At 29.7% G+C, this 16,113-nt stretch carries 15 protein-coding genes; 5 read left to right on the forward strand and 10 right to left on the reverse strand.

Translation table 11 applies throughout. From position 1 onward, the window contains the following. Positions 1-10 precede the first annotated feature (10 nt). The 7 genes from K8M07_RS02950 to K8M07_RS02980 form a co-directional block, all read right to left on the reverse strand. A complete protein-coding gene (locus tag K8M07_RS02950) occupies positions 11-1,408 on the reverse strand; it encodes a VanW family protein (RefSeq protein WP_223376394.1) in 1,398 nt (465 codons plus the stop codon). 67 nt (positions 1,409-1,475) lie between these two features. Then, entirely contained in the window at positions 1,476-3,434 is a 1,959-nt protein-coding gene (locus K8M07_RS02955) for a cell division FtsA domain-containing protein (protein ID WP_223376395.1), read from the reverse strand. A gap of 17 nt (positions 3,435-3,451) precedes the next feature. After that, entirely contained in the window at positions 3,452-4,099 is a 648-nt protein-coding gene (gene nth / locus K8M07_RS02960; RefSeq protein ID WP_223376396.1) for an endonuclease III, read from the reverse strand. A gap of 8 nt (positions 4,100-4,107) precedes the next feature. Continuing rightward, entirely contained in the window at positions 4,108-4,389 is a 282-nt protein-coding gene (locus K8M07_RS02965) for a DUF503 domain-containing protein (RefSeq protein ID WP_223376397.1), read from the reverse strand. Between the two features lie 74 nt (positions 4,390-4,463). Further along, positions 4,464-5,651, reverse strand: coding sequence for a glycine C-acetyltransferase (locus K8M07_RS02970; protein WP_223376398.1), 1,188 nt, complete (start codon positions 5,649-5,651; stop codon positions 4,464-4,466). Positions 5,652-5,738: 87 nt separating this feature from the next. After that, entirely contained in the window at positions 5,739-6,755 is a 1,017-nt protein-coding gene (gene queG / locus K8M07_RS02975; RefSeq protein WP_223376399.1) for a tRNA epoxyqueuosine(34) reductase QueG, read from the reverse strand. A 111-nt stretch (positions 6,756-6,866) separates the two neighbouring features. Continuing rightward, the gene (locus K8M07_RS02980; RefSeq protein ID WP_223376400.1) at positions 6,867-7,703 is read right to left on the reverse strand and encodes a deoxyribonuclease IV; all 837 of its coding nucleotides are present in this window, start codon (positions 7,701-7,703) and stop codon (positions 6,867-6,869) included. 119 nt (positions 7,704-7,822) lie between these two features. Between K8M07_RS02980 and rodA the strand changes: the two genes are divergently transcribed. From rodA to K8M07_RS02995, 3 genes are all read left to right on the forward strand, one after another. After that, entirely contained in the window at positions 7,823-8,929 is a 1,107-nt protein-coding gene (rodA, locus tag K8M07_RS02985) for a rod shape-determining protein RodA (protein WP_223376401.1), read from the forward strand. Between the two features lie 213 nt (positions 8,930-9,142). Continuing rightward, the gene (locus tag K8M07_RS02990; RefSeq protein WP_223376402.1) at positions 9,143-9,712 is read left to right on the forward strand and encodes an HAAS signaling domain-containing protein; all 570 of its coding nucleotides are present in this window, start codon (positions 9,143-9,145) and stop codon (positions 9,710-9,712) included. A 16-nt stretch (positions 9,713-9,728) separates the two neighbouring features. Then, a complete protein-coding gene (locus tag K8M07_RS02995; protein WP_223376403.1) occupies positions 9,729-10,847 on the forward strand; it encodes a DUF4097 family beta strand repeat-containing protein in 1,119 nt (372 codons plus the stop codon). A 77-nt stretch (positions 10,848-10,924) separates the two neighbouring features. On the opposite strand, the gene abc-f is transcribed toward K8M07_RS02995, so the two are convergent. From abc-f to K8M07_RS03010, 3 genes are all read right to left on the reverse strand, one after another. Then, positions 10,925-12,562: a ribosomal protection-like ABC-F family protein gene (gene abc-f / locus K8M07_RS03000; protein ID WP_223376404.1), complete on the reverse strand. Its 1,638-nt coding sequence runs from the start codon at positions 12,560-12,562 to the stop codon at positions 10,925-10,927. A 368-nt stretch (positions 12,563-12,930) separates the two neighbouring features. Continuing rightward, entirely contained in the window at positions 12,931-13,761 is an 831-nt protein-coding gene (gene nudC / locus K8M07_RS03005; RefSeq protein WP_223376405.1) for an NAD(+) diphosphatase, read from the reverse strand. A gap of 12 nt (positions 13,762-13,773) precedes the next feature. Then, positions 13,774-14,358 (reverse strand): thymidine kinase, encoded by a 585-nt coding sequence (locus K8M07_RS03010; protein ID WP_223376406.1) that lies wholly within the window; start codon positions 14,356-14,358, stop codon positions 13,774-13,776. 144 nt (positions 14,359-14,502) lie between these two features. Here K8M07_RS03010 and K8M07_RS03015 point away from each other — a divergent pair, with 144 nt between their 5' ends. Together K8M07_RS03015 and K8M07_RS03020 are read left to right on the forward strand one after the other, a co-directional pair. Beyond that, positions 14,503-15,285, forward strand: coding sequence for an ABC transporter ATP-binding protein (locus K8M07_RS03015; RefSeq protein ID WP_223376407.1), 783 nt, complete (start codon positions 14,503-14,505; stop codon positions 15,283-15,285). Continuing rightward, complete coding sequence (locus K8M07_RS03020; RefSeq protein ID WP_223376408.1) at positions 15,275-16,081, forward strand: ABC transporter permease; 807 nt, start codon at positions 15,275-15,277, stop codon at positions 16,079-16,081. The genes K8M07_RS03015 and K8M07_RS03020 overlap by 11 nt, the downstream gene beginning before the upstream one ends. The last annotated feature ends 32 nt before the right edge of the window (positions 16,082-16,113 follow it).

The following is a 16,113-nucleotide window of genomic DNA, read 5'->3' on the forward strand; positions in this document are numbered from 1 at the left end:
CTCCTTTCAATCAATCATTTATATTGCCATTTTCATTATATACCTCATCTGATTCAGTATCCGCTGGTACATCTTTTCCTACTTTATAAATTGCATTTCTTGGCTTATAAAAATCCTTATTGATCAATTCTCTATTTACAATTTTCCCATCTTTAAGTATAGATTTATAAGCGTTTACTCTATATCCAGTTCTTCCTTTTTGAACTAAAACTTTATTACCTGGCTTTAAAGCACTATCTCTTATAATTTCATCTTCTGGGTGAATAATTTCTACAATTTCTGATTCGATTTTTACTGTATAGTCCCTATTATTCGCATCCCCATACACATAAAAATATACTCTGTCTCCAATTATTTTTGAATCAAAATATATAGGATAGTCAAAATCATTTCTAAATTTTAAGTCCAAAACTCCATAGGCTACAGCCGCATCTTGGCCCAAATCGACATAGTTTGCCGGTATTGAATGAGGTGATCTTTCTAGTATGGTTACATCAGCCAACAGTAAGGCATTGTAAAGAGTAGTAGATGTCTGACATACTCCACCACCTACGCCAGGAGTATATTCACCAGACAAAATTACACTAGCTTCCCTATAACCAAATTCCTTTTCACGTGGTCCAGTAGTTTCATTAAACGACATAGATTCTCCAGGCATTAATATCTTACCCTTTATTGCGTCAGCAGAAAGTCTAATATTTTCAATCCTATTTTGAGAGCTTCCTTTAAATGAAGTAGAAAATTCACCAATTGCTCCATTTATTCTACTTAACAAATCTTTAGATAATCTAGGTATAATACTATTTACAGGTATCTTAATAATATTTAATTTGCTAATATTTTCTTTAATCATATTAAACAATTTCTCTTTGTCTACTTTCTTACCTATCACTTCACTAACTACCTTGATATTTCCATTATCTAAATGAATTTCTGCATCTTTTGATTCTACATCTATGTCCTCAGCTACTGTATCTACAATTTGTTTTATCTTTTGTCCATCAGCATTTGAATCTAGTGGTATTTTTACTCCATTAATTCGAATATCCATAATATCTTTAAGTCTTTTAAATATATTTCCTTCCCTTCCAGCTAAATAAGCTTTATCAATAGCCTCACTATAGTTATAATCAAACCCTAAATCCATCATTGAAATAGAGTATTCTTTATCTTGATATGTAAGTTTAATGTTCTTTTCTATTATACCTCTTTTTTTATCTCTAACAAAATTTAATGCATCTTCTTTAGTCATTTGAGATACTTCAAATTCATCGACCTTAACCCCCGTATGTATTAGGTCCGTATTCAATACATTAAAATGAATATATAATCCTAATCCAGTTAAACTAGCAAATAATATAATTGCTAAAATTAAAATCACATGCTTGTTTTTATTGACTTCTTTCATACTTAGCCTCCATGAAATAGATTATAGTGATATATTATAAATATATGTATTTTCTTATATTACAATACTATTCAGTCCAATATAATTCTATTACATCATCATTCTTCAATGGGGCTAAATACTCTACATCCTTTCCATTTAACTTTAATTTTAAATTTCCTTTAGCTTTTGTTAAGTCAAAATTGATATGATCAAATATATCCACAAATACGAAATCTTCTTTATTATACTCAATTATTTTTTCTTTCCCGTTAATCATTAACCTAATGTTTCTCTTGTAATTTACTGTAACCTTGTCATTCTCTTTCAATAATAATGATTCTTCAATTACTTCATTTCCATTAACAAAAATATCAGAAACTGAAACATCTTCCCCCATATATTCTAATAGATCAGCTACTGTTCTAATTTCTAAAACTTCAATGTTATCTCTTTCTACTAAAATAGGATTGTCTTCAACTTTTACTCCATTTAATCTAATCTCTTTGATCAAATTAACTTTATTATTATTGAAACTTATTATTCTCCGTATAGGTACACAGTCATTTAAATGTGGTATCCTCTTTCCTCCTTTTGTGGCTTTTATAATTGTTATTTTATCATTATCTTTTACAGGTGTATTAAGATCTCCTTTTTGGCTATTTACATATATTTCAGCATGCTTCCCTTCTTTTCCTACTATTTCCCTCTTTTCCCCATTCAAATAATATATAAAACTTTCGCCAGATTTAGATATTAAATCTCTTGGGTTAAATCCAGTTAACACTAATATATCTGAAATCTTGATATCTCTGGTATTGAAAATTCTGATTTCTCTGCCATTAAACTCAACTTGTAAAAAGTCATTATTTCTTTTAGTAACACCTTCTATTGCTATACCAATAGGAGTAACAATATCTGGTCCATTAATATCTTTATTTATACCTTCTATATTTTCTATAAAGCTAGTATCTCTAATGGATACCCTTTCTTTAGGTAAGCCTAATTTTTCTGCAATACATTCCTTTAATCCTGGCATCTGACTACTTCCACCAATAATAAATACTGCACTTGGTGGCTTCTCGTTATATTCTATTATCTTCTTTGCTATATCATCTGAAATTTCTATTATCGTTTCATATATACTCTTTACTATTTCCTTCGTAGATAACCTATGTTCCACTCCTACTACATCCATAAATTTATGCTCATTTTGAGAACTGAGTCCAATCTTTAATCTTTCCCCAGAATTGAAATCCAGTAGATATTCTTTAGATATAGCTTCTGTAATTTCATCTCCTGCTTTTGAAATCATTGCATATGCTACAATCTTTCCTTCTTTTGTAATAGCAATATCTGAAGTCCCAGCTCCTATATCTATTAATGCTAAATTCAACAACCTTAATTCTTCTTTTATAGCCACATTGATTGCTGCTATTGGTTCAAGAGCAATATTATCAACCTCAAGCCCTGCCTTTGCTATTACTGAATAAAGACTTTCTATAACCATATGAGGTAAAAATGTGGCAAGTAAATTTACTCCTATTTTATCTCCTCTATGGCCTTCTAATTTGTTCATCAGATTATCATCAAGATAATAATTAATGACACTATATCCGATATTATAATACTTTAACCCACTTTGTTTTTCGCTAGTAGTTATCATTTGTTGAGCTTTTTGAATAGCCTCTAATTCTAATATTTCTATCATATTTTTGTTAATCTCGGATGTACTATCTATTTCTTTATCAACCTTTGCCTTACAAGTTTTTAATGACCTACCAGCAGCCGCTATTGAGACTCTTTTTAGCCTTGTCCCCAATCGTTCCTCCAATTCTTCTTTTATGCTTACAACAATTTTAGTTACACCATCTATATCATGTATTTGACCATCATACATGTTTCTTTTATCATGCTCTTTTATACAATAATCTAAAATTATAAACTTTTCATTCCTTGTATATTGCCCCACAATTCCAATGATGGTTCTTGTTCCTATATCAAGAGAAAAAATCAAATTATCTTTCGAATCTTTTAACTGTTTCATAGTAACAGCCCTTTCCTTTATTCATTAACTTCTTCCTTAAAATAAAGACAGTAATCGGTTAATGGACATTTCTCACATAAAGGTCTTCTTGCCTTACAAATTCTACGTCCATGAAATATCAATAAATGATGTGTTTTTGACCAAAGTTCCTTATCAATATTATTCATTAAATCCTTTTCAGTATCTAATACCTTGTCACTATTAGCTAATCCAATCCTATTTGATACTCTAAAAACATGAGTATCTACTCCTATAGCTGGCTTTCCAAAAGCATTACTTATAACAACATTAGCAGTCTTTCTTCCAACTCCTGGAAGGTCAATCAGCTCTTCTAAAGTGTCAGGAACTTTTCCATCATATTTTTCAATTAACAATCTACAGGTAGCTAAAATATTCTTACTTTTGTTCTTATAAAACCCACAACTTTTAATCTTTTTCCCTAATTCCTGTTGTGTTAATTTTAAATAGTCCTCAGGAGTTTTATAATCTTTAAAAAGTCTTTCTGTAACCTTATTGACCTGTACATCAGTACATTGAGCAGATAAAATAGTGGCTATCAGCAGCTCAAATGGATTAGAATATTCTAATTCAGGTCTTGCATCTGGATACAATTTAAGTAAAATATCTATTACTTTCTTTACTTCTTCTTTACTCAACTTTTTCATTTAATCACCTACATAATTTCAATGTTATAGTCTAATACTTCAATTCTACTGTCTCCATCTATAAATTTTAACACCCTTGAGATAACTTTATTAGCATGGTTTGTGTCATTAGTTACACAGGCAAATCCAATAATTGAGGTTCTCCAACTATCATTTAATCCTACTTCAGCTATAGAAACATTGAATCTCGATTGAATTTTCCCAATTAATCCTTTTATAATATGTCTTTTGTCTTTTAACGAATTCGATTCATAAATCATTAATTTTATATCACAAATACCTACTATCATAGAATCACCTCAATATATTTACTATTCTATTTTAACCCATCCATTATAGAAAAAAAGAGGACTAAGTCCTCTTTTTATAGTATCCTCATTTCTTCTCCAACTTTTTTGAAGGTATCTACGGCTCTATCTAATTGTTCTTTAGTATGACCCGCAGTTACCATACATCTAACCCTACCTGTGCCTCTAGGTACAGTTGGGAATACTATAGCTGATACAAATACCCCATTTTCTAATAATTTTTGACTAAACTCCATGGTTTTAGCTTCTTCTCCAATTATAACTGGTGTAATTGGAGTTTCGCTATGTCCTGTGTCGAATCCTAATGTTCCAAGTTTCTCTTTAAAATATTTAGCATTATCCCATAATCTATCAGTGTATTCTGTAGATTCCATCAACATCTTAAGAGCTTCTATTATAGCACCTGCTGCTGCTGGTGGCATAGTTGTACTAAATAGTACCGGTCTTGCTCTATGATTTAGCCACTCATACATAGTCTTTGACCCTGCTACATATCCGCCTACAACACCTATAGCTTTCGAAAGAGTTCCTATACTAAAGTCAACTCTTCCATGTAATCCAAAATGGTCTACTGTACCTCTACCACTTTCTCCTAATACTCCTGAACCATGAGCATCATCAACATAAGTCATAGCTTCATATTTTTCTGCCAAGTCAACAATTTCAGGTAACTTAGCTATATCACCGTCCATGCTAAATACACCGTCAGTAATAATTAGCGCATTTCTATATTTATCTCTATTTTCTTTAAGTACTCTTTCTAAATCATCTATATCTGAATGCTTAAATATCTTCTTATCTGCTTTACTAAGTCTAACACCATCTATTATAGAGGCATGATTTAATTCATCCGAAATAATTAAATCTCCCTTTTCAGTTATAGCTTGAATTGTACCAGCATTACAATTAAATCCTGATTGATATATAAACGCTGCTTCTTCTCTTTTAAATCTAGTTAATATTTCTTCTAATTCCTCATGAATTGACATATTCCCAACAATAGTTCTTACTGCACCAGCGCCAGCTCCATATTTTTCAACAGCTTCTATAGCTGCCTTCTTAAGTCTTGGATGATTTGCAAATCCAAGATAATTATTGGAGGATAAATTGATTACTTTTTCCCCATTTAAAATTATTTCAGCTTCATTTCCCCCTTCTAATATCGGTAACTTTCTATACACGCCTTCCTTCTTTAAATCTTCAATTTTTTCTTTTAAATAGTTTAGCTCATGTACATTAGTCACAGCATTCCCCTCCTTATTGGATTTTAATTTTGCACAGTTATAGTATATCATAAGTTTATCTATTATTAAGTGCATTGTAAAAAATATTTATTGTGTGATTTTTTTAATAGCCCAAGCAACATATTCCCTTATCATTGGACTTGAATCTTTTAACAATGGTTTTAATATTTTTAAATTATTCTTATCTTTCATATTCCCTAACGTAACAATCCCATTTCTCTTTAAAATATTTTTGCCTCTCCAACTTCCAGCCATTAACCCATATTTCTCTTTGAACTGTCTATTGGAAATAGATAAAAGTTCCTCTATATTCATATATCCTTTTGTATTTTGAGGCAAAAATTCTTCATGACTTATTTTACTTGTATCTTTATTTTTAGGACATACAAGCTGACAAGTATCGCACCCATACACTTTATATCCCATTTTATCTCTTAGTTCACTAGGAATTATCTCTTTTGTCTGGGTTAAATAGGATATACATTTTTTTGGATTAACCTTATAAGGATCTTCTAAAGCTCCTGTGGGACAAGATTTAATACAAATATTACAATTCCCACATTTGTTTTCCACTAAAGATGAATAGTCATTAATATCTAAATCCGTCAAAATATAGCCCAAAAATATAAATGAACCATACTTATCATTGATTATAGAACAATTCTTACCATAATATCCTATGCCAGATTTTTTAGCTATTTCTCTGTCTACAAGCGGTCCTGTATCAACAAAATATTTGTAGTTGAAATCCGTCACTTTTTTAATTTCCTCAATTAAATTTTTCATCCTATTTTTTAATACTATGTGATAGTCTATTCCCCAAGAAGATCTAGAAAGTATACCAGCCAATCTATAGTCTACCCTTTTATTAAAGTTATTATTATAAGATAATCCAATTGAAATTATTGCCTTGCACTGAGGTAATGTCAACTTTGGATTAATTCTCTTTTCAATATCTTTCTCTTCAAATTCTGTTTGCCTATTTTCTTTTTTTCTATTTATTAGATAATCCTTTACATCATATAAAGGCTCACAGTCTGTAAAACCTATTAAATCTATATTTAGTTCTTTTGATTTATCTATTATATATTGTTTTATATCCACGGTTAGTCTCCTTTGTAATCCATTTTCATTAGTATAATTGATAATTTAATACAACTACATTATATCATTATCTACTAAATAAAAAACCAATCAAATAGGTATTGAATTATCTCAAATGTATTCTTCATACATATTTTTTAACAATTCTATCTCTTCCTTATGTCCATCCAATTCATTAGGTGTTTCCAAATAGAAAGGTAAACTCTTTAATGCCGGTTGGTTTATTATATTTTTAAAAGTCTCTAACCCGAGAGTACCTTCTCCTATTTTCGCATGTCTATCCTTGTTGCTACCATATTCAACCATACTATCATTTAAGTGGATAGCTTTTAACTTCTCTAGGCCAATTACATTATCGAATTCGTCTAATACTCCGTCTAAATCATTTACTATATCATAGCCAGCAGAGTAAATATGACAAGTATCGAGACAAACTCCTACCAGCTCACTATACTTTACTCCATCAATAATATTCTTTATTTCTTCAAAGTTACGCCCTAACTCTGTCCCCTTTCCAGACATGGTCTCTAATAAAAGCATAGTACTCTCTTCGCCAGTTATAATTTCATTCAGTGCATCTGTAATTCTTTGGATTCCATATTCTATTTCTTTGCCAACATGATTTCCTGGATGAAATGTAAAATAAGGTATAGAAATATCATTTAATCTTTTATAATCTTCTTTTAATATCATTTTAGCCATCCCATAAATATTCTTTTTATGAGAACCTAAATTTAAAATATATGGGGCATGAGCTAATAATGGTCCAAAATTATTTTGACGTAATACTTTTTTCATCTCTTGCACATCCGCCATATCGAAATTTTTATAAGAAGATCCTCTTGGATTCCTGCTAAAAAACTGAAACACATTTGCACCTATATCTAAAGCTGCCTGGGCAGCTTTTTTATATCCTTTTGCAACAGATAAATGACAACCAATATACATTTAATCACCCTTTCATATGTATATATTATACATTACTCTATAATAGAATATCAATTTGTCTATGTTATCTATTTGAAATATGTTATAATTTATTTAGCATTATGTAAAGGAGCATAAAAATGTTTAATTTAAAAAGAAAATCATTTAAAAAACTTGATTTTATATTACTCACAAGTGTTTTATTACTTTGTATATATGGGATTATAATGGTTAAGTCGGCAACTCTATCCTATGAAAATAACCGTTATGTAACAGTTCAAATCTTATCTACTATTTTAGGCTTTGTCGGTATCCTAATTTTAGTAGCGATGGACTATCAAATAATAGGAAAATTATATATTCCTACATACATTTTTTCTGTAATACTATTATTAGCAGTGGTATTATTTGGAACTGGCAAGAATCAATGGGGAGCTAATAGTTGGCTATCTATTGGAGGTTTTACCTTTCAGCCCGCAGAAATATCAAAAGTTGGTATAATCATTTTTCTAGCAAAATTTATAGATAATAACAAAAATGAAATTAACCTCCCCAGAACATTGTTAAAGATATTAGTCCTCGCTGGACTCCCAATTTTACTTATAGCTTTACAACCAGACTTGGGGACTGCAGTAGTTTTTATATTTTTCGTAGTAATCATGTTATTTGTATCAGGACTGAATTGGAAATACTTTGGATATGCATTTCTTGCTGGTATTGTTAGTTTACCAATATTATGGTTTAAACTTGAAGACTATCAACGAAATAGAATATTTAATTTTTTACATCCTGAAAGGGATCTTTCAGGTTCTGGATATCAAGCTATGCAATCTAAAATAGCTATTGGCTCAGGAAAAGTATTTGGTAGAGGATTATTTGGAGGAGTTCAAACCCAATATGGATATATACCTGAAAAGCACACAGACTTTATATTTTCTGTTATAGGAGAAGAATTAGGATTAATAGGTGGATTACTACTCATAATATTATATTCTATTTTGCTTTATAGACTTATTAAAATAGCTAAAAATAGTTCTGATACATTTGGATCTTTAATGGTTATAGGATTTTCTGCAATGTTTGTAGTACACATATGGGAAAATATCGGCATGACAATAGGCCTTATGCCTATAACAGGTATTCCACTTCCATTCATGAGCTATGGTGGAACCTTTAATCTAATCAATTTAATATGTATAGGCATTGCACTAAGCGTAAGTGTTCACAAGGAAGGTCTTAATTTCTAGCTGCAAATATTGCAGCTATTTTTTTATTAACATCTTGTATTGTAAGATAACGTAATATATAATATAGTAAATTAATTTAACAAAAGTCTCAAGAAGATTCCTCAGGAAAATACTATAGCATTACATAAAAATGCGAGAATACAATTGAAAAATTAATAGATGAATGGGATAATTTTATAATTAATGTTAATGAGATAATAAGGGGTGATTTTAATGAATAGAGTTGAATTTATTAAAGACCTACAAAATGAATTAAAAAGTGTACCCGAAAATGAAATAGCGGATATTTTATATGATTGCGAAGAACATTTCGAAGTAGAACTCTCTAAAGGGAAAAGCGAAGAAGAAATTATAAAAGAATTAGGCAATTCTAAAAGTATTGCTAAATCCTATAAAGTTTCATCTAAAATAAACAAAGCTGAAAAAAATCCATCTACTAAGAATTTATTTAGGGCTATTTGGTCTGCAATGACTCTAGGGCTCTTCAATTTAATATTTATTCTAGGCTCATTTATTTTAGTAATAGGTTTTCTATTTGGTCTTTATGCTATTGCTATAAGCTTCATTGTTGGAGGTATTAGTTCATTCTTCAGCATAATTCTTTCTCCTTTCCTTCCAGAAAATATACATATAGCTGTTCATCCCATAACATCTATTTCATTTGGCACATGTTTTATGTCCTTAGGAATATTACTGTTTATGAGTAGTGCTTACTTGACAAAACTTATTTATCAGATAATCATCAAATATTTAAGGTGGAACATAGATATGATTATTACATAGGAGGTGAAAAATTAATATGAAGAGGTCAGTTTCCATATTAACAGGTATAGTATTAATAAGCTCTGGCATTGGATTATTATCATTAAAACATTATGGTTTTAGTATTAAAAATTATAAGGGTGTAAATACTGATTTGAATAATATAGGTATAAATTCCAATAAATCCTCAGTAGAAATTGGCTCTGATGGAGTTTATATCAAAGATAAAAATAATCGTATAAGTGTAAACACCTATGGGATTGATATTCGAGATGGTAAAAATGACACTAATATTAAAGTAGAACCAGGATTCAATTTTAAAATCGGTAATTTCTTTAATAACTTTAATATAACTAATTCGGATCTAGTTGAAAAAAATGTGAATCAGAAAAAATTCGAAAGCATGGATGGAATAAACTTTATAGATATAGCAACTCCATTTATAAATGTAAATATAATACCTGAAGAAAGAGAAGACATAAAAATTCATTATAATGGATATCTCAAATCCAATTATATTCCTGAATTAGAAACTAAGAGATTAGGTAATATACTTTATATAACCTTTAAAAGAAATAATTCAAATTCGTATAGTGTTAGCAATTCTGATATAAAACTTAATATATATATCCCAAATAATTATGAAGATAGAATAAAGGTTATTACATCTTCTGGAGATATAAATGTTTCTAAATTAGAACTTTCTCAACTGAATTTAACCACCAATTCTGGAGATATAATAGTTAAAGATGTAACATTAGATACAATATCAACAGAAACTTCTTCAGGAAATCAAATAATTAAAAGTATTACTTCCACTAAAAGCAATTTGATAGCTAGTTCTGGAGATATAAATGTATATAATTTTATTGGAGATATGGTTGTTGAGACTAGCTCAGGTGAAATCAAATTAAATTACAACGAATTTAATAAGGATATAAATGCAACTACTAGTTCGGGAAATGTGAAAATAGTGTTGCCGGAAAGTTCTCAGTTTAATATCGATGCATATGCCTCTTCAGGAAATATAACAACTGAATTTCCAGTAACTATTATGGATAAGCAAAAATGTAATCTAACTGGAAAGGTAGGCAACAGCTCAAATAACATAGAAATTATAACAAGTTTAGGGGATATAGAAATCAAAAATAAATAACACAATTCACGATGCATAATTTCTGCAATTGAACTTTAAGATATTGATTTAAAAGATAAAGCCACCAAAAGTGGGCTTTATCTTTTAAATTCTTTCAATTTTTTTAGTATCTGTTTATATTCTCTATCTAAAGCCTCCACGTCATCATCTTTTGACGGCATAGATAGCTTGCCTACTACTTGTGACATTCTATATTCAAGTACAGCCTTTTTTTCCATTGTCTGCTCTACATCTTCATCTTTAGATTTTCTTTTTCTACTCTCAAATTCCTTTAATGTGCCACTAAAAGTTTTAATTTTTTTATCTTCAATAGATATAATATTATCCGCTACCTTTTCTATAAACCTTCTATCATGGGATACAAATAATATGGTTCCATTATAATCTATTAAGGCTTCCTCTATTGCTTCAATTGAGTAAATATCTAAATAATTAGTTGGTTCATCAAGTATAAGTATATTGAAATCGGACATTAATATTTTGGCTAAAGACACTTTAACTCTTTCTCCTCCACTCAATACATTAACTTTTTTGTATACATCATTTCTTTTAAATAAGAATCTTGCAAGTATTGTTCTTATAGTTGTTTCGTCATATATACTAGAATCCATTATATTGTCAATTATTGATTTTTCTTCATCCAATATACTTAAATCTTGATTGAAGTAACCTATTTTTGCTTTCTTGGAAATATTGATTTTCTCATCTTCGTTAATAATCATATTCAAAAGAGTTGTTTTACCGCTTCCATTTGCTCCTATTAAAGCAGTTTTTCTACCATTATATATTTGAAAATCGCCATTATGAAATAATAATCTATCTCCAAAAGACTTGGCTACTTTTTCCCCTTCAATGATTATTTTAGAATGAATTTCAGCTCCTGAGATATCTACCTTTATCTTGTCAATATCCTTTGCTTTCTCCTTCACTTCTAGCTTTTCTAATCTTGTTTTTATAGCTTTCGCTTTCTTATCCAAAGCTCTCTTTGCACTCTGGCTGCCCATCTTGTGAATTCTAGCTTCAGAATTTCCCATACGCTTAGGTGTTGTTTTAATACTTTTTGACTTACTTTTAGTTTCTATTGCAGCTCTTCTTAATCTTTTCTTCTCTTTAATATATTTTTCATATTCAGCTTCTTTGGTTTTTATTTCTAATTCTTTCTGTTTCTTATAATCAGAATAATTGCCTTCATATATCTTTATATGCCCATCTTGAATCTCTAATATCTTGTTACAAACCTTATCCAGTAAATCCCTATCATGAGAAACCATCAATAAAGCCCCATCAAATTTAAATAAACTTTTCGTAAATTTATCAATACCTTCAAAATCAAGATTAGAAGTTGGCTCATCAGCAAGGAGTAAGACAGGATTTTCGCTTAAAGATTTAGCTATCTTAAGGCGTGTTATCTCTCCTCCACTCATGAATTCTTCATTTTTATCTTTTACTCCAAATTCAGATATATACTTTCCATATGTTAATTTTTTATCCACAATTTCTAATTGCCTGATATATGACATATTACCAATTACTTTTATATATCCTTTCTCTGGCTCTATATCCTTTGATATCAAGTTTAATAAAGTTGTTTTACCACTGCCGTTTAGACCTACTATTCCTATTCTATCTTTTTTATATACTTTAAAATTTTTAATATCCAATATCTTTCTAATTCCATAGTATTTCTTTAAATTATCAATTTCTAAAACTAACATAAAAAATCCCTCCTTGAAACTGGAAGGGATTATCTATCATACAAAAGAATAGCATATTGAAAACATTGTTTAACAACTAGCTTTAAACAAAATTCTAAGAATATATAATATATGATACAATAACCCTCTTCCAAACACTTAAGCATCACAAAATTACCTATTTAAATAGGTTGATTAAAAAATAAATCTTGTGTTTTGTTGATATAAAAGGGTTATTTGCGCATTATTATATATTTCCATCCTTTCTTATTTATTTAATAATATATTAACAGAAATTAATCTTAAATTCAAGTGAAATCGCTAAAGCCCAATTTCCATTATCTTTTTGTAAGATATTTATTCATAGTCTACCTTCAATTCACAATTTTTTAATGGTTTTTTAGAAACCATTCAATTAATTGCGAGCCTATACTTAAAGATTTATTATACTTTCCGAGAATTTCATCTTTAGAGAACCAATCTGCATGTACTATCTCTTCTCCATCTTCTTCTATTTCTCCTTCTAGATATTCTGCTGTGAATCCTATCATCATTGAATTAGGAAAAGGCCAAGGCTGAGATCCAAAATACTTTATGTTTTTTATCTTAATTCCAACTTCCTCATATACTTCTCTTCTAACACACTCTTCAAAAGTCTCTCCATATTCAACAAAACCCGCTATCACACTATACTTTCTATTAGGAAATTGTTTATTATGTGCTAATAAAAGCTTATCTCCATTAATAACAGCTACGATAATAGCTGGTGATGTTCTGGGCCATGTTGTATTGCCACAATTAGAACAAACTAAAGCTCTCTCTGTATAGCTATCTTTTAAGTACGTCTTTGAACCACAAATGCCACAATATTGATTTAGCTTTAGCCAATTTAATAGTAGCTTCCCTCTAATTGTTAACATATAAAGATATTTGTCCATTTTCTTCGATACATCTATTAACTCTAGAAATTCAATATTTTTTCTTTCAATTATTTCTATAATCTCTCCACAATAACAATTTTGATTTTTATATCCTCCTATACACTGAATACTGTGCACATTAATATCTAATTCTTTTATATCTCTCCATTTAACAACACTATATTTTCCTCTCTCATTAAGTAACATTAATTTATTATCTTTAAATAAAAACCAAAAATCATCATTGTCCTGCTCGTATAAAGGTTTTACTGACGGTTTGAATACTAGATAATCTCTCATAACTCGTCCCCTTTATTCATTATCAAATATCTTTTTCTTTTCGTCTAAAAAACATTTTCTACACAATGGCTCATATTCATCAGATGCACCAATTTTAATTCTTTCTTGATCTTTTGACTTTCTATGGCTAACCCAACCATCACTACCACATCTTACACATACAGCATGATGTTTATATAAGTAATCTGCTATAGGCATCAATTCTTTTACTATTTCAAAAGGTGTTCCAGTAAAATCCATGTCTAAACCTGCAACTACAACAGTTATGTCTTTGCTGAGCAATTCATTAATACTTAAAATGATTTCTTCAACTGGCCCTTCTAAAAATTGAATTTCATCTATAGCTATTACGTCTGGATTTAATTCATAGCAATATTCCATTAATTCATCTATATTTCTTACAAGTATGCAATCCATCGAAGTCGAATCATGAGTCACAATTTCATTTCTTTTATACCTATTATCAACAGTTGGTTTAAAAGCAATAGTTTTATATCCTGCAATATTAAATCTTTTAATATCTTTTTCTAGACTAGATGTCTTACCTGAAAACATTGATCCAGTATGAATTATTAATTTTCCTTTGTATTGATGCAAAATTTTTCCTCCTCCTATACTTAACTTTTATCATTATATCATGTTTTTATCAAATTTGTCTTAAAAACTCCTTTATCTATTCACATTAAAATTTCTGACGAATATTATAAAGTATCACTAATGTCCATTAAAGGAGAGTTGCCTATGAGCAAAAACTCAGTAGTACAAGTTAATAATATAGGTATGACCTATCACAGGTTAAATGGCGAAATAGAAGCCATTAAAAACATAGATTTCGAAGTATATCAAGGTGAAATTGTTGGCATAGTAGGCCCTAGTGGTTGTGGTAAATCCACTTTACTTTCAATAATTGCAGGATTAATCAAACCTTCCTTTGGGGAAGTTCTTGTTAATGGAAAAAAAGTAGCTGGTCATTCAGAAGATATAGGCTATATGTTTCAAAGTGATCAGTTATTTGAATGGAGAACCATACTTCAAAATGTATTATTAGGCTTAGAAATACAAGGTAATATTGATGAAAAATCTATACGAGCTGCAGAAGAACTCCTTGATGTCTATGGACTAGGAGACTTTAAAAACAATTACCCAAATCAACTATCTGGAGGAATGAGACAAAGAGCTGCATTGATTAGAACTTTGGTCGTTAAACCTAACTTATTATTACTAGATGAACCATTCTCTGCATTAGACTATCAAACAAGACTAGCTATAGCAGACGAAGTTGGGCTAATTTTAAAAAAGGAAAAAAAGACTACTCTTCTAGTGACCCACGACATTTCTGAAGCCATATCTCTTTCTGATAGAATTATTGTTCTTACAAATAGACCTGCAACTATTAAAGATATTATTCAAATTAAGCTAACTTGTCCTGAAGGAACATGGAGTCCGATCAACTGCAGAGAAGCACCTGAATTTAGATACTATTTTAATAAGATATGGAAGGAGCTTGATGTTCATGTCAAATAAAATAATATCGAAAGAACACATTGAGTATCTAGAAACAATAAAGAGAAGAAAACGAACTATTCTTATAACACAAATATCTGTCTTAGTAATTGGTTTAACTTTATGGGAATTAGCTGCCAAGCTCAATTTAATAGATACTTTCTTAACTAGTAGTCCTACGGATATATGGAACATGCTTGTAGAATATACTCAGAATGGCGATCTATTTCATCACGTTGGTATATCCGTTTTAGAAACAATCGTCGGATTTACAGTTGGAACTGTTCTAGGAGTTATTGTCGCCATAGGTTTATGGTGGTCCAATTTCTTAGCAAAGGTTCTTGAACCGTACTTGGTAATACTAAATAGTTTACCTAAAACAGCATTAGCTCCTATCATAATAATCTGGATAGGCACGGGTTATACCGGCATAATTGTTACGGCTATTACAGTATCAATAATAATTACAATTATGAATATGTTTAATAGTTTTATGTCAGTTGATGAAGATAAAATTAAACTTTTAGAAACCTTCGGAGCAACTAAGTTTCAAATTCTTCAAAAGGTAATCCTTCCATATTCCATCCCAGCAATGATAAACACTTTAAAGGTAAATATTGGACTATCATGGGTAGGAGTTATTGTGGGTGAATTTTTAGTCTCTAGAGCAGGAATTGGTTATTTGTTAGTATATGGAATGCAAGTATTTCAATTTGATTTAGTCATGCTAGGTGTATTCATCCTCGCTATGATTTCAGCATTAATGTATAAAAGTGTTTCTATCATTGAAAACAAATTTATTAAATGGCATAAATAATATAAAGGATCAGGTTTATTAACTTAAACCTG

Origin of the sequence: Schnuerera sp. xch1, from assembly GCF_019931165.1 — a bacterium.
In the GTDB taxonomy this organism is placed as follows: Bacteria; Bacillota; Clostridia; order Tissierellales; family Tepidimicrobiaceae; genus JAIOUP01.

Coding starts and splice junctions, on each gene's coding strand:
- abc-f (WP_223376404.1), bottom strand. CDS start 12,562: ATGTTAGTTTTAGAAATTGATAATTTAAAGAAATACTATGGAATTAGA.
- K8M07_RS02990 (WP_223376402.1), top strand. CDS start 9,143: ATGAATAGAGTTGAATTTATTAAAGACCTACAAAATGAATTAAAAAGT.
- K8M07_RS03015 (WP_223376407.1), top strand. CDS start 14,503: ATGAGCAAAAACTCAGTAGTACAAGTTAATAATATAGGTATGACCTAT.
- K8M07_RS03020 (WP_223376408.1), top strand. CDS start 15,275: ATGTCAAATAAAATAATATCGAAAGAACACATTGAGTATCTAGAAACA.
- rodA (WP_223376401.1), top strand. CDS start 7,823: ATGTTTAATTTAAAAAGAAAATCATTTAAAAAACTTGATTTTATATTA.
- K8M07_RS02950 (WP_223376394.1), bottom strand. CDS start 1,408: ATGAAAGAAGTCAATAAAAACAAGCATGTGATTTTAATTTTAGCAATT.
- nth (WP_223376396.1), bottom strand. CDS start 4,099: ATGAAAAAGTTGAGTAAAGAAGAAGTAAAGAAAGTAATAGATATTTTA.
- K8M07_RS02965 (WP_223376397.1), bottom strand. CDS start 4,389: ATGATAGTAGGTATTTGTGATATAAAATTAATGATTTATGAATCGAAT.
- K8M07_RS02955 (WP_223376395.1), bottom strand. CDS start 3,434: ATGAAACAGTTAAAAGATTCGAAAGATAATTTGATTTTTTCTCTTGAT.
- K8M07_RS02980 (WP_223376400.1), bottom strand. CDS start 7,703: ATGTATATTGGTTGTCATTTATCTGTTGCAAAAGGATATAAAAAAGCT.
- nudC (WP_223376405.1), bottom strand. CDS start 13,761: ATGAGAGATTATCTAGTATTCAAACCGTCAGTAAAACCTTTATACGAG.
- K8M07_RS02995 (WP_223376403.1), top strand. CDS start 9,729: ATGAAGAGGTCAGTTTCCATATTAACAGGTATAGTATTAATAAGCTCT.